The sequence below is a fragment of the Mycolicibacterium vinylchloridicum genome (genome assembly GCF_013404075.1).
Classification (GTDB): Bacteria; Actinomycetota; Actinomycetes; order Mycobacteriales; family Mycobacteriaceae; genus Mycobacterium; species Mycobacterium vinylchloridicum.
Genome location: NZ_JACBJQ010000003.1, coordinates 107,308 through 120,545, shown reverse-complemented (window position 1 = coordinate 120,545; position 13,238 = coordinate 107,308). Strand labels below are relative to the sequence as shown.

Below are 13,238 nucleotides of genomic sequence, written 5' to 3'. Positions count from 1 at the left end.
GTGGTGCTAGTTTCGGATCGGGAGACAGCGGAGTCGGCGTCACCTCGGCGCTGAAAACTTCCCTGCCTGAGAGGAATTGCTCGTGGAGGCACGGGTTCAGCGCGTCCTGATCTGGGCGGGTCCCACCATGGTGGTCATCTGGTTCGCCACCTTCATCTTCGTGATGGGCTTCTTTCCACCATCGCGCCCCAGCGCCACCGCCGACGAAATCCGTCAGCTCTACGCGGACAACACGATCTTGATCAAGCTCGGCCTTGTCGTTGTGATGGCAGCCTCGGCGCTTCTCGTGCCGTGGGCGGTCGCAATTTCCGGGCAACTCAAGCGAATTGACGGTGCCCGCGGTCTGGCCGCGACCCAGCTCGTCTCGTGCGGACTGCTGTCGTTGGAGTTCATCACCCCGATCGGGGTCTGGATGGCGGCCTCATTTCGCTTCGACGACCGCGCCGCCGAGATCACCGAGGCGTTGCACGATGTCGGCTGGATTCTCTTCGTCACCGTGATCCGGTCGCTGTGGGTGCAGATGTGGTGCATTGTGGCAGCGATATTCATCGACACGAACAACCCGCCCATCCTCCCCCGCTGGTTGGGCTATTTGACGGCTTGGGCGGCACTGCTGATCACGCCGGCGGGCATGGTGTTGTTCTTCAAGACAGGTCCGTTCGCCTGGAACGGCATCGTGGGCATTTACATCCCCCTGGCTGCCTTCGCCATTTGGATGGGTGCCATCAGTTACGAGGTCCACAAGGCGCTCACGCGTCAGATAGCAGAGGGCACGAACCCGCTCTAGGTCCCGCCGCATAGGCTTACGGGATGGATGAACCCACGGCCAGTGTGGTACGTGCGGCCCGGCAGGCCTTTATCAAGTACGGCCCCGATCGCACGACGATGTCCGATGTCGCACGGTCGGCGGGCGTGGTTCGGCAGACCCTGTATTACACCGTGTCCAGCCGCGATCAGCTCCTTGAACTGGCGATGGTGCAATGCTGCGAAGAGCTTCAAGAGCACATCGATTCGTGGAACCTCGCAGAATCCGACGACCTCGACGAGGCTCTCGTCGAATTTCTTGCCAGGGCAGTCGAAGTCACGCACGGACACGAGGAGCTGGCGGGCCTGTCGGCGGCCCTACCCGCCGACCGCGCCAAGGCGGTCTTCGGCGAATCGCACCCGATCGAGGCACTCATCCACTCCAGCCTGCGCCCGCTGCTCACCAGAGCAGACGCCGAGGGCCGGCTTCGGCCCGGTGTCACCCCCGAGGAAGCGAGCCGATGGCTGCAAGGCGTTTTGACATTTGCGCTGCTTCGCGATGATCCGAGGCCAGAAGCCTTACGGGACGAGTTGCGTAAGTTCGCCGTACCGTCGGTGTTATCCGCAGAGGCCAAGCCCGCTCGTCGACGCGGCAAGAAGTAATCGCCGACCGGAGTCAGCGACCGGTGTTCGAGACGAAGGTGTTCTTCACTGGCATCCGGAAGCCGGGACTGCCCGGACACGGTCCGTAGGCCGTCGGCGCTGCCAAGTTCGGATTGTCGGGGATGTTGCACAAACCGTTGATGAGATGGGCCGGATAGTCGTCCGGATACGGCGAGGCATGGAGTCCGGCGGGAATCTGCACCAACAGCAGGGCCCACATCGACATCGCGAAGACGGCGATGGTGGCCAATATCGTCACCGCGCTCCGCGCAGTCGGCCGAAAGCCTTCCAGGCCCCGTTCGACAATCGTCTGGCCCTTATCGTTCTTGAAATAACGGACGGCGGCGAATGTCGTGAAAACGATTCCTGTGGTGAGGTATTCAGCCCAGGCATAGCGCTGTCCGTTGGCGAACAGTGAGAAGTCCGCCGGCGCACCGGGCAGGCCCCAAAGGTTGGACAGGAACGTCGGCGCCTCCAGGCAGGCTCCGAGAATCAGCCCATACGCGTAGGCGAATGCCATCAGAGCCACCGTGCTGATCTGGGAGAACCGCCGCTGCACGACCCGCATGCCGTGATTGATGAAGATCGCAAAGCCCAGTAGCCCGAACGGGTAGATGAACATGATGAACACGGGCTGCGGCATCAGCCCGGCGGTGGGGTTGACCACACCCGGCGCGTGAGCGACCCAGGTGTTGAGGTTGAACCACTGCGAGCTGTACATGAAGTTCGGCTGCATCCAGTTGACCATCGGGTCCCAGAACAGGGTGAAGAACCCGGCGATGACGATGACCGCGTCGAACGCCAGGCGGCGCTGCCGAAGGCATTGGCGCACAACGTGAGTGCTGATCACGACGACGGCAACAGCCATGATCGTCTCGTATATCCGCGCCACCCACCATGACGTGTCTGCAGGGTTGCGGGTGGCCGAGACCTGCGTGGGGCCCGAGGCCAGCCAGGCGCCCCACGTCCACAACGCGTAGCCCACGATCAGGGCGCCGACGACGGCCAGGATGACCGGTGCCGGAACCTGCCGCACCGGCGCCGACGTCACGAAAGGCGCACGTCGATCGGCCGAAACGGTGGACATCAAGCCTCCATTCGGGGCCGCGAGATAGGCACGATGCGACCGCCTTCGCACTACCGTACAGCATCACACGACAGTCCGACAGACAATGTCGCAGTGTCGTGTGCGAATGGAACGCGATCGCGAAGAACTGGGCATTGACACCTCCGCGTCAGCGTGCCTATTTTGAGACTGAACTATCAATAAATAGACGATCTCTCGCTCTTCATCTGCCGCACAGGGCTTTCCGGTGTCATGCCGAGCAACTTCACATGTGCACAAATCAGAAGGAGTGACCATGGCAACTGGTCGAAGCCTGTTCTCCGAACGCAGTCAACGCGCGATCCTCTGGTGGGGCATTGTCTTAGCCCTCGTCTACATCGCGGCGTTTGCTCTTCTCCTGCAACAGGTTCCCCTGAAGAATCCGGCGTGGTCGGCCGAGCAGGTGGCGGACTGGTACGTCCACAACAGCACCCGCATCAAATGGGGTGCGGTGATCTGCAGTTGGACCGGTGCGTTCATGATGCCGATCTTGGCCGTGGTGGCGGTGCAGATGGCCAGAGTGGAGACCGGCGGGCTGAAGATCTGGAGCATTCTGTCATTGGTGAGCGGTGCCCTGATGTCGCTGTTCTTGATGCTCCCGCCGATGTTTTGGGGCGTGGCCGCCTATACCGCCCCGCGTAGGAATCCGGAAGTCACGACCCTCATGCACGAGCTGGCCTCGCTGACCATGACGACCACCGACCAGTTCTACATCTTCATGTGGGTCGGCGTGACCGTCATCTGCTTGCGTCCGGCCACCCAGCTGATCAAGAACAATCCCTTCCCGCGATGGTGGGGGTGGATGTCGCTGTGGATCACGATCATGTTCGAGGCTGGCGCGATCGCCTTCATCCCTCGCAGCGGACCGTTCGCTTGGAACGGGTTACTGGTGTTCTGGTCTCCGCTGATTCTGTTCACCACCTGGATCGTGATTCAAAGTTGGTTGGTCTTTCGCGCACTGCGTGGCCAAGTCGCCGATCCCGATCCCGAGCTCGCGCCGAATCAAGCCGGCGCCGGCGTCTTCTGAACAGCGAAACTATGAACACGCGCGAGCTGCACGACGCCTACGACTACATCGTGGTGGGCGGCGGCCACAACGGGCTGAGTGCAGCGTGCACGCTGTCCGCGTCCGGGGCCACCGTGCTGGTCTTGGAGCAGCGCCCGCATCTGGGCGGTCTGGCCAACAGCGGGGCGTTTTGCCCCGACGCGCCCGACCACATTCTGAGCCTGGGTGCAATGGACGACATGTTCATGTCGTGTACGAGTTTCATCTCCGATCTCGACCTGCAACGCCACGGCTACGACAGCGCTCCCGTGGAGGCACCCTACGGCTGGATCGGCGAAGACGGTTCCACGCTGCTCCTGTTCCACGATCTGAACCGCACGCTGGCCGAAGTGCGGCGGTACTCCGCCGCCGACGCCCGCAGCTACGCCGATCTTCAGCCTGCGCTGTCGTGGATCTTCGAGGCGCTGAGCGCGGTCATGCCGCATCACCCCGCACAACTACCGAAGGCAGAGTTGGGCAAGCTGATGCTCAAACTCGCACCGAGCCGGGCGATTCGGCGTCAGCTGGGTCGCATCATGTCGCACAACCTGGTCGACCTGATGGCCGACACGTTCTCCTCCGACCAGATGCGTTCGCTGGCCACCTACTGGGGCAGCATGATCGGGCCAGTCGATCACGACGGCGGCGGGTTCTACTGCGTCGGGCTGGCTGCGGTGCACCGCGAGCCGGGCGTGATCCGGCCACGCGGCGGAATGGGTGCGGTCATGACCGCCATGGCGCGGTACGCCACCGAACGCGGCGCCGATATCCGCACCAGTACGGCAGTCAACCGGGTGACAGTCGTCGGCAACCGTGCCACCGGTGTCGAACTCGCCAACGGCACCGAGATCCGCGCCAGACGTGGCGTGCTGGCCGCAGTGCCGCCGCAGCTGGCCTACGGGGGTCTACTCGAGGACGGGGTGCTCGATACGGCCACCCGGGCCAAAGTCGCCGTACTGCCTGCAAGCGGCAATAATTCGGCAACGTTCAAGATCGATATCGCACTGTCCGGCCGGGCCACCTACCCCGCAGGCGCGGCCCAGCGCGCGAAGATCGACGGGTTCGACATCCGCAAGACCGCCCTGATGACCGGGACGTTCGACGACAACATCCGCCAGCTGCAAGCCATCCGGGTCGGCGAGTCGTTACCCAAACCGCCCGTGTACATGGCGGTGTTGTCCGCCAACGACTCCGGGCTGGCGCCCGAGGGCCAGGATGTCGTCTACTTGGCGGCGAACGTGCCCGCCCAACCCCGCGACGGGTGGCCGAATACCAAGGCGGCGATATCGGCGGCGATCATGGACTCGGTGTCCACCCACCTGAGTGGTTTCGACGCAGAGATCGGCCGGATCGAAACCAGCCCAGCCGATTTCGGTGAGCAGTTCGCCACCCCGAACGGCTCCTACTTTCATGTCGACATGACACCGCTACGGCTGGCGATGAACAGGCCGGCACCGGGTCTGGGCGGATACCGCTCACCGGTGACCAACTACTTCCACGCCGGCGCCGGATCGCATCCCGGTGGCGGGGTGAGCGGGTGGCCGGGGCGGCTGGCCGCACAGACGGCCCTTGGACAGTTCGACGCCTAGCACCGAATCACACCTCGGACAACGCCTTTCCGGGTATCGGCAGCGTGACGTCACCTGCCGCAGCCTCGGCGTTGATGGCGCGTATCGTCAGCACCGAGAAGATCACGATCCACGCGAAGAACACGATCATCGGCACGTAGAACACCAGGACCCCGTTCTGCGAGAACGGGCCGGTTTTGAAGAACAGCAGCAGGCTGGCTTCACACATGAAGAAGCTCGAGAAGAGATTGAAGTACGCCGACCATCGCGGGTAGGCCGGCCGCGCACCCTTGTCCATCAGGATGCTGACCGCGAGCGCAATCTGGAAGAGCGCAAACGGTGCTCCGGTGAAGAGTACGCCCAGCCAGCCCAGGTCGTTGAAAGCCTGCGTCACTTCAGGGGTCGTCTCGCCGGGACGCCATGCGGCAGCTCCGAAGAAGAAACCGATGAACATCACCACCACAACTTCGCAGGCGACCGCGATCAGCATGATGTTGAACAGGATCGGCCACTGCCGCTCACGTCGCCGCACCATCTGAATGATGCTCGCGCTCCAGGTCGTGTACAGAATGCTCGAGAAGATGAAGATCACCGTCGCGATCCTGATTCCCGTTGTGTGGGCGAGGTAGTCGGACACCACCTTGGCGGGTGAGTCGGCCGCCGACGGCGGCAGGATGTACTGACAGCTCGCAACGACGATCGCGGCGAATGGCCAGAAGAAGGCAAATGCGAATCCTGTGTAGGCACAGAACTTCAGAACCCGCGGATGGAAGCCGTCGGTGCGCACGTCAGTCTCCTGGTTGTAAGGGCGGTCTCGGCAGGGGCACACCCGGCCCCGGGCAGGTCTTACCATCGGCTCCCGAAGCACACATGTCGTTGACCAGGTAGGACGGATAGCCCTCCGGGAACGGACCCGAGTGCAGGCCGAAGAACTGCTGCGGAATCATGTACAGCAGAACGAAACTCAAGTGGATAGCGCCGTAGATCGCAAAGAACTTCACGAATCGCCGTCCCTTGAAGCTTAGCTTCAGGGTGTTGATCGCGCGCTCGACGAACGTCTGGCCGCGATCGTCGCGAAAGTGGCTCAGACAGGCGATTGCCCCGAGTCCGAAGCCTCCGAAGAGCAGGGTCTCCGACAGCGGTATCTGATAGGTCTCGCCGGCGAACAGGGTGATGGCACGAATCCCACCGGGATAGGCGTAGACCCCGGTCCGTAACACGAGGCCTTCGACGAGTGTGTCGCTGATCGTCAGACCGACCACGATGGCGCCCACGATCCCGGCCACACCCAGCCCCGGCCAGCGAGCCCGGACCTTGCGGATCAGCCAAAGAACAATGATCACTTGGGAATACACCAGCACCGTGTACGCCGGCGGGACGATCAGCAGCGGCTCGGGAAGACGATTCGCGTTCGGGCTGATCCACGTAGGCCAGGCTCCATTGGCCCACGCACCACGATTGATCAGGTGCGAGTTGTAGAACAAGGTCACCGACGTGTAGTTCATGACCATGTCCCAGAAGAACACCGTCGATGCGGCGAGAGCGATCATCGCATCTGTCGTCAGATAGCCGTGCTTATGCCAAGGCCGGATCACCCACAGGTACAGCAGGACCACCGCCCCGATCGGAATGACGATCTGCAGCGCAGTCAGGGTCGCTGATTGCCACGTCGGAATCGGGTCCGGTCCGGGATCCGTGGAGACGAAGTTCGGGCCGAAGATCCAGCTGCCCATGACGTAGACCTGAAATGCCAGCAGGAGCCCACCCACGGTGGCCCACCAGACCACGGGACGCGGGTTGGTTGCCTTCGATTCGACGACGACGCCGTCGACAGGGGCCTGCCCACGTTGGATCGTCGCCACAGTCAGTCCAATCGATCGCAGCCAATGCAAGTGCCGCTTGCATTATGAGCTGCTTCGGCTCACAAATGCAAGTGCCACTTGCGCCGGTGCCGGGTCGGCCGAGTTCAACCCAGGCGAGCTGCCGTAAGATCGGCGCATGCAACAGGGCGCGGGCCATAGCACTTCTCGTAACGGCACCCGGGCCCGGACACTTGCGGCGGCGCGAACACTCTTCACGGCCAACGGATACAAGTCCACGACGACCAAAGAGATCGCGGCAAAGGCCGGGATCGCCGAGCCCACGCTGTTTCGCCAGTTCGGCTCGAAGTCCGATCTGTTCGAGGCGGCCATCATCGAGCCGTTCTCTGAATTCATCGACGGCTGGATTCGGTCGTGGCACGAGTTCAGTACCGACTCCTCGGTCGAGCAGCTGGCCGAAAGCCTGGTCGACGGACTGTTCAAACTCGTGCAGCAGGACCGTCGGCTGTTCCAGGAGCTGATGGAGGCCCGGGCCGATCCCGGCAACACGCTGCACCACTCTGCGCTATCCATCAGCGCGCGCCTTCGCGAAGGCCTCCGCGGAGTGCACGACGCGGGTCTCGAGATCGCCAGCGGCCACCACCTGGACCGCCTCGATCCGCCGGCGACGATCGCGTCGGTGGCCGCCATGGTCATCGGCGCCGTCGTCCTGGAGGACTGGATCGTTCCTGTCGGCTTTCGGTCCCCGAGCCGGACACGGATGGTCAAGGAGATCACGATGATGGTCACCTACGGCATCAGCGGCAGACCCAGCTGACTGCCCGTCAGAGGACGAAGTACACCGTGAGCATTGCGGTGCACACGATCACGCAGTGCATTTCGAACAACGCACGCAGTCGCCGCGGCGCATCGCGTAGTTCCATAAAGTACAGGCCGACGAATCGGACCTTGACGAAGGCCACGATCAAGATCAGGGTCGTCACGACATGATGGTTATGCACGCCATGGTCGGCACCGAGGTACCAGGAGAGCAGCGTCGCGCCGATCAGGCCCAGCCAGACGATGGCGAACGGTCCGCGAAGGAGTTCGCGGAAAGTCACTGCGGTGGAGTCGATCACGGAGTTCTCACCTCACGAAGTACAGCAGCGGGAAGAGCACGATCCACAGCAGATCCACCATGTGCCAGAAACACGCGCCACCTTCGACGTAGGCGAATTCTTTGACACTCAGCGACTGCTTCCGCGACTTGACCATCATGTAGATGAGCAGGCACATGCCGACCAAGAGGTGGAAGAAGTGGAGGCCGGTCAGGATGTAGAAGTACATCCAGAACTCGTTGGTGGTGGGCGTGATCCCGTGGTTGACCTTGTTGGAGTACTCACTGATCTTCAGCACTGAGAAGCCGAGTCCGCACAAGAACGCGCCGGCGAAGCACCTCGGCGCGATTCGCAGCGCTCGTCTCCGAATGGCCCGCAAGCCCGCGACCACCAGCATCGAGCTGGTCAGCAGCAGCAGGGTGTTGATCACGCCGTAGAGCTGCGTCAGCTGAGCTGACGAGGCATTGAACAGCCCGACGTCGCGGGACCGGTACACCAGATAGGTGATGAAGAACCCCGAGAACACGCTCATGTCGCCGAGGATGAAGATCCACGTACCGTCTTCACCGGGGGTGTGCGGAACCGCCGCCCTCCGCGATGTCGCCCGGCTGATCGTGATCACGCCGCGCCGCGCCTACGGTGTGGTGAAGGCCGGCTGGTCGCGCGCGTTGTCTTCCTCAACCCACGCGACCCCGGGCACCCCCGCCTCGGCATCAGCTTGCAGCCTTGCGGCCTGCCGGTTGATGACCTTCAACGACACCGCGATCATCACCACGATCTCGCCGAAGAAGATGACGACCGGGAACCAGAACGCAAGCACGCCGTTGTAGGCGAACGGGCCGTCCTTCCAGAAGACGATCAGGGCCGCCGGAAAGATCAGGAACCCACACCACAGGTTGAAGTAGCCGACCCAGCGGGGATAGATGGTCGGGACATTGTGGTCCTTGAAGATTGCGACGGCGATGACGAAGAACCAGATGGCGAACGGCGGCCACGTGAAGAGCCAGTCGAACCACACCCAGTCGTTGGCGAATTGGATGATCTGGGGGTCCATCTCGTCTGCCCGGTAGGCGCAGACCGCCCAGGTCATCGGGATGAAGAGGAAGAACACGTACCCGCCGCCGACCAGCGCGATCGAGGCATAAGTCAGGAAGGGGTAGCCGCGCTCCATCTTCCGCATGAACGTCGTCACCACGATGCCCCACGTCGCCCAGAAGCTCCACGCGATGATCTGCAGGACGGACCCGATCTGGATCTCGAACCGGCGGTCGATAAAGACCTGCCGCAACTCCTCAGCGCTCAGCGTCGGCCTCGGCGCAGGCAGGAAGTGCATCAGAAAGCCCTGCGCCACAAGCAGTCCGACGATCACCACGACCGCCGACCAGGTGAACGCCTTGGCGACACCCTTGTCCATCTCGACCTGTCTGATCACCGGTCTCCTCCATTCGCACCCGGCGCCGCCTCTTTGTGAGACGTATCACTTCATAAATAGAGTAGGTCGCCGCATTGGCATAAGCAAGTGTCACTTCTCAATATAATGAGCGGTACTCATTCCTGAACCGGGTTCGGCGATCGCATCGAGCATGATTCGCCGCAACCGGTGTCCACACCTCTCTTGACACTCGCGCGCAACACTGCCTTGAATTAAGGTGTGCCGCTCACTAGAGAGGCCCCAGGGCAGCAGCTACGCACGTGATGCATACCCACCTATCGAGGACGCCACCATCACTCGTGTCCCGCCCTGTTCCGGAGTGCCTAGAGCCCAGATCACCTGCAAACCAAGGAGATACATTGACGACCAGACCCACATCCCACGCCGCAGGACCGCACACCGCTAGCGCGCAGATCGAGGGCATACGGTCAGGTATCGCCCACCCGGATTCTCCGATGGAGATGCGGGTCCAACGCGTCCTCATCTGGTCCGGCGTAGCCATGATCGTGCTTTGGCTAGGTGCGTTTCTCTTCATCGCCGGCTTCATCCCGCCTTCTGCACCCAGCAGTACCGCCGACGTCATCGTGAACCTCTACAACAACCGCAGTAACGGCATCAAGCTGGGGATGGTGATTTCGATGCTCGGCTCGGCGCTGTTGGTGCCCTATGCGGTGGCAATCTCCGGTCAGCTCAAGCGAATCGACGGAGCACGGGCACTAGCCGACATCCAGATGGTCTCGTGTGCGCTCCTGTCTCTGGAATTCATCACTCCCATCGGGGTATGGATGGCGGCCAGCTTCCGTGGAAGACCTGAATACATCACCGAGGCACTACACGATCTGGGCTGGATCCTCTTCATGACGGTGATCTGGTCACTATTTGTCCAACTCGTCGCGATCGGGGTGGCAATTCTGATTGATCGGCGCCCAAAGCCAATCCTCCCGCGCTGGCTCGGCTACCTCAACCTGTGGGTTGCACTCTTGATCATCCCCGCCGGTTGTGTCCTCTTCTTCAAGAACGGACCACTGGCCTGGAACGGATTGGTCGGCCTCTACGTCCCACTCACCGCATTCGTCGTGTGGTTCGCCACGATGACGTTCGCGATCCATAGGAATCTCACCCGACAGATCGAAGAGGCAGAATGCCGTCCGGCCCATCACGGGAACCAGTGATACCGCGGTTCGAGTCATCAATCAGACCGTTAGGCTGTTCCGCACAGACCGGCATCAGCGGCCGCCGCGTGAGACAACGGGAGGTGAGTGCCACTGACTAGCCACTCCGGCTCTACTCGAAGGAGTAGCCGTCGAGCCACCGACGAGGTGCGTGGCCTCATCCTCAAGACTGCGCACCACCTGTTCACGACTCAGGGCTACCATTCGACGACGACTCGCCAGATCGCCGACGAAGCCGGCGTCGGCGAGTCGGTGATCTTTCGGCACTTCGCTTCGAAGGCAGGACTTTTCGAAACGACGATCCTCACCCCCTTCAACGAGTTCGTCGATAACTGGGCCAACACATGGGATGCGAAGACAACTGCCGCAACCGACCCGATTGAGATCGTCGAAGCATTCGTCAAGGGCTTCTACGACCTCGCAGACGAACACCAGGCACTCTTGCGTACGTTGATCGCGGCACGCGTCGGCGGTGACCCGGGACTGACAGAGGTCGCCACACGGGTTGGCGGAAAGCTCGCGAACAGTCTCGGAATCGTCCGGCGCGTGCTGGTCGAACATGGGGCCGCGCGTCACTTCCGCGCACTCGATGCGCCCGTCACCGTTGCCGTGTCAGTGGGCTCAGTCCTTTCGCTGGTGCTCCTCGACGACTGGCTGTACTCCCCCGATCAACGGCGTCCTGGCAAGGGTCGACAGATCAAAGAAGCATCGCAGATGTTGCTCTTCGGCGTCATGGGCCGCAGCAACGACTAGAGGACGCCTGACGGAAGTCGCTCCGAGATCCGTGCCGTCACCTGGTCGCGTCGACTGGAGCGCTGGTGGCCCGCTCGGCCGCGAGCAACCGGTCGAGATCTGCTCGCATGCGGTCGATTTCAGGCGGTGCGTCATCGGCCATCGTGTCGACGGCCCTGGACAAGAAGATGGGATTGATGATCATCCAGGTGGCGAAGACCGCCAGCGGCAGGTACCACGCGATGATCCCGTTCCACGCCAGCGGCCCGTTGTGGAAGAACACGTTGAACGTGCCCGGCATGAACATCAGCGCAACCCACAGGTTGTAGTACCCGAGCCAGCGCGGGAAGATCGGCCGTTCTCGCCGATCCAACAGCACCGCGACACCGAAGCAGGCGACCTGGACCACAGCGGTCGACGTCAGGCCGACGAACGGAATCCACGCCATGTCATTGAGCAGCTGGATCAGCTCTGGAGCCCGGTCCACCCGGAAAGTCGCTGTCTGCCAGAAGAACAGCAGATAGATGAACTCCAGAACGAAGAGTGCGCCCAGGCCGAACTGGATCATTGCCAGTGCCGGAAACCGGCCCTCGATCCGGCGCATGTGGGTGGCCATGGACACCGCGTACGTCATCAACAGCGACGAAGCGAACATGCAGACGATCACGCCCCACCGGATTCGAGTCCGGTTGTCGATGATGAATTGCGCTGTTTCCGCTGCGGTTTGGCCTGGTGATCGGGTCGGCACAAAACCGGCGATCGCGACGAAACCGATCACCATGAGCAGCAGGCACAGCGTGCCGCTCCATGCGCAGAACTTGTGGACCGTGCGATTCACCGTGGCCTCCTAGGCAAGCAGATACATTCCGACCAGTAGTCCCAGCAAGACGACGCAGTACCCCTCGAAGATTGCGCGCAGCGCCATCGGTGCTTCCCGCAACTCCATGAAGTACAAGCCCACCAACCGGATCTTGAAGACTGCGACCACGAAGATGACCAGGCTGGCCGGAACGTGTCCGCCACCACCCAGTCCGTGCTGGGTGCCCAGCATCCACGAGATGACGGTCAGCGTCGTCAGGGCCAACCAGGCGGCCGACGCATTGCTCCGTACCAGAGTCCTCATGATCACCGCACCAGGAACAGCAGAGGGAAGATGACGATCCACAGCAGATCGACCATGTGCCAGAAGCACCCGCCGCCCTCGAAGAAGGCGATGTGTGTGCGCGAGGGCTCCGGCTTACGGGCCAGCCGCGACAGCGCCAGGAGCACCGCGAGTCCGATGACCACATGCGCCAGGTGTAGACCGGTCAGCACGAAGTAGTACATGAAGAACTCGTTGGTGCTGGGAGTGATACCCGCGCTGATCTTCTCGTGGTACTCGAAGACCTTGACGATCACGAAGCAGCACCCGACGGCGAACCCCGCCAGAGTCAGCCGCGGCGCGAGCGGGCGCAGCCGCTCGGACCGCAACGCGGCGACAGCGAACACCACCAGCACGGAGCTGGTCAGCAACACCAGGGTGTTGATGGCGCCGAAGTTCCGGTTCAGGGCGTTCTGTGACTCGGCGAAGAGCTCGCGGTTCTCGCCGCGGCGGTGCAGGTAGACCACGAACAGCACGGTGAAGACGAGCATGTCGCCAAACAGCAGCACCCAGATACCCGGTTCGCCGGGGACGTGCTTGCCAGGTGCGGCAGACTCGGTGGCGGCGGCCTCCGGCTGTCCGATCACCTCCGATGCGGACATGCGCCCCGCCTCCTCTTTCTTTGAGATTGCTTGTCTCATATTCTAATTGTGGCCGTTAACACAGTCAATATACGGCGAGTGGTTCTATCACTCCGAAGCGGCCGACGATCCTTGACA

The 13,238-nt window shown here is 62.2% G+C and carries 16 protein-coding genes; 7 read left to right on the top strand and 9 right to left on the bottom strand.

What is annotated here, in order from left to right:
- Positions 1 to 82 precede the first annotated feature (82 nt).
- Both HPC46_RS04150 and HPC46_RS04145 read left to right on the top strand, forming a co-directional pair.
- Positions 83 to 787 (top strand): hypothetical protein, encoded by a 705-nt coding sequence (locus HPC46_RS04150; protein WP_179467091.1) that lies wholly within the window; start codon positions 83 to 85, stop codon positions 785 to 787.
- A 23-nt stretch (positions 788 to 810) separates the two neighbouring features.
- Positions 811 to 1,407, top strand: a complete 597-nt coding sequence (locus HPC46_RS04145; protein ID WP_179467089.1) for a TetR/AcrR family transcriptional regulator — start codon at positions 811 to 813, stop codon at positions 1,405 to 1,407.
- Positions 1,408 to 1,420: 13 nt separating this feature from the next.
- Here the strand turns inward: HPC46_RS04145 and HPC46_RS04140 are convergent, their stop codons facing one another.
- Positions 1,421 to 2,494: a spirocyclase AveC family protein gene (locus HPC46_RS04140; RefSeq protein WP_179467087.1), complete on the bottom strand. Its 1,074-nt coding sequence runs from the start codon at positions 2,492 to 2,494 to the stop codon at positions 1,421 to 1,423.
- A gap of 274 nt (positions 2,495 to 2,768) precedes the next feature.
- Here HPC46_RS04140 and HPC46_RS04135 point away from each other — a divergent pair, with 274 nt between their 5' ends.
- On the top strand, positions 2,769 to 3,539 hold the full coding sequence (locus HPC46_RS04135; protein WP_179467085.1) for a hypothetical protein: 771 nt from the start codon (positions 2,769 to 2,771) through the stop codon (positions 3,537 to 3,539).
- A gap of 11 nt (positions 3,540 to 3,550) precedes the next feature.
- Positions 3,551 to 5,146 (top strand): phytoene desaturase family protein, encoded by a 1,596-nt coding sequence (locus tag HPC46_RS04130; RefSeq protein WP_179467083.1) that lies wholly within the window; start codon positions 3,551 to 3,553, stop codon positions 5,144 to 5,146.
- A 7-nt stretch (positions 5,147 to 5,153) separates the two neighbouring features.
- On the opposite strand, the gene HPC46_RS04125 is transcribed toward HPC46_RS04130, so the two are convergent.
- Entirely contained in the window at positions 5,154 to 5,912 is a 759-nt protein-coding gene (locus HPC46_RS04125) for a hypothetical protein (RefSeq protein WP_179467081.1), read from the bottom strand.
- A gap of 1 nt (position 5,913) precedes the next feature.
- A complete protein-coding gene (locus tag HPC46_RS04120; RefSeq protein ID WP_179467079.1) occupies positions 5,914 to 6,987 on the bottom strand; it encodes a spirocyclase AveC family protein in 1,074 nt (357 codons plus the stop codon).
- Positions 6,988 to 7,123: 136 nt separating this feature from the next.
- Between HPC46_RS04120 and HPC46_RS04115 the strand changes: the two genes are divergently transcribed.
- Positions 7,124 to 7,762, top strand: a complete 639-nt coding sequence (locus tag HPC46_RS04115; protein ID WP_179467077.1) for a TetR/AcrR family transcriptional regulator — start codon at positions 7,124 to 7,126, stop codon at positions 7,760 to 7,762.
- Positions 7,763 to 7,769: 7 nt separating this feature from the next.
- Here HPC46_RS04115 and HPC46_RS04110 read toward each other — a convergent pair whose 3' ends face one another.
- The 3 genes from HPC46_RS04110 to HPC46_RS04100 are packed head-to-tail and all read right to left on the bottom strand — an operon-like array spanning position 7,770 to position 9,474.
- On the bottom strand, positions 7,770 to 8,063 hold the full coding sequence (locus HPC46_RS04110) for a cytochrome C oxidase subunit IV family protein (protein WP_179467075.1): 294 nt from the start codon (positions 8,061 to 8,063) through the stop codon (positions 7,770 to 7,772).
- A 7-nt stretch (positions 8,064 to 8,070) separates the two neighbouring features.
- Positions 8,071 to 8,664: a cytochrome c oxidase subunit 3 gene (locus HPC46_RS04105; protein WP_179467073.1), complete on the bottom strand. Its 594-nt coding sequence runs from the start codon at positions 8,662 to 8,664 to the stop codon at positions 8,071 to 8,073.
- Positions 8,665 to 8,676: 12 nt separating this feature from the next.
- Complete coding sequence (locus tag HPC46_RS04100) at positions 8,677 to 9,474, bottom strand: hypothetical protein (protein ID WP_179467071.1); 798 nt, start codon at positions 9,472 to 9,474, stop codon at positions 8,677 to 8,679.
- A 359-nt stretch (positions 9,475 to 9,833) separates the two neighbouring features.
- Between HPC46_RS04100 and HPC46_RS04095 the strand changes: the two genes are divergently transcribed.
- Complete coding sequence (locus HPC46_RS04095) at positions 9,834 to 10,646, top strand: hypothetical protein (protein WP_233716202.1); 813 nt, start codon at positions 9,834 to 9,836, stop codon at positions 10,644 to 10,646.
- Between the two features lie 147 nt (positions 10,647 to 10,793).
- Positions 10,794 to 11,399 (top strand): TetR/AcrR family transcriptional regulator, encoded by a 606-nt coding sequence (locus HPC46_RS35475; RefSeq protein WP_325096562.1) that lies wholly within the window; start codon positions 10,794 to 10,796, stop codon positions 11,397 to 11,399.
- Positions 11,400 to 11,436: 37 nt separating this feature from the next.
- On the opposite strand, the gene HPC46_RS04085 is transcribed toward HPC46_RS35475, so the two are convergent.
- From HPC46_RS04085 to HPC46_RS04075, 3 genes are read right to left on the bottom strand one after another with little or no spacing between them, the layout of a single operon-like run.
- On the bottom strand, positions 11,437 to 12,216 hold the full coding sequence (locus HPC46_RS04085) for a hypothetical protein (RefSeq protein ID WP_179467067.1): 780 nt from the start codon (positions 12,214 to 12,216) through the stop codon (positions 11,437 to 11,439).
- 9 nt (positions 12,217 to 12,225) lie between these two features.
- Complete coding sequence (locus tag HPC46_RS04080; RefSeq protein ID WP_179467065.1) at positions 12,226 to 12,501, bottom strand: cytochrome C oxidase subunit IV family protein; 276 nt, start codon at positions 12,499 to 12,501, stop codon at positions 12,226 to 12,228.
- Between the two features lie 2 nt (positions 12,502 to 12,503).
- Complete coding sequence (locus HPC46_RS04075; protein WP_179467063.1) at positions 12,504 to 13,121, bottom strand: cytochrome c oxidase subunit 3 family protein; 618 nt, start codon at positions 13,119 to 13,121, stop codon at positions 12,504 to 12,506.
- Positions 13,122 to 13,238 lie beyond the last annotated feature (117 nt).

Bases quoted from the DNA above. Each gene is read 5' to 3' on its own strand.
- HPC46_RS04145 (WP_179467089.1), top strand. From the start codon at position 811: ATGGATGAACCCACGGCCAGTGTGGTACGTGCGGCCCGGCAGGCCTTT.
- HPC46_RS04140 (WP_179467087.1), bottom strand. From the start codon at position 2,494: ATGTCCACCGTTTCGGCCGATCGACGTGCGCCTTTCGTGACGTCGGCG.
- HPC46_RS04135 (WP_179467085.1), top strand. From the start codon at position 2,769: ATGGCAACTGGTCGAAGCCTGTTCTCCGAACGCAGTCAACGCGCGATC.
- HPC46_RS04130 (WP_179467083.1), top strand. From the start codon at position 3,551: ATGAACACGCGCGAGCTGCACGACGCCTACGACTACATCGTGGTGGGC.
- HPC46_RS04115 (WP_179467077.1), top strand. From the start codon at position 7,124: ATGCAACAGGGCGCGGGCCATAGCACTTCTCGTAACGGCACCCGGGCC.
- HPC46_RS04080 (WP_179467065.1), bottom strand. From the start codon at position 12,501: ATGAGGACTCTGGTACGGAGCAATGCGTCGGCCGCCTGGTTGGCCCTG.
- HPC46_RS04075 (WP_179467063.1), bottom strand. From the start codon at position 13,121: ATGTCCGCATCGGAGGTGATCGGACAGCCGGAGGCCGCCGCCACCGAG.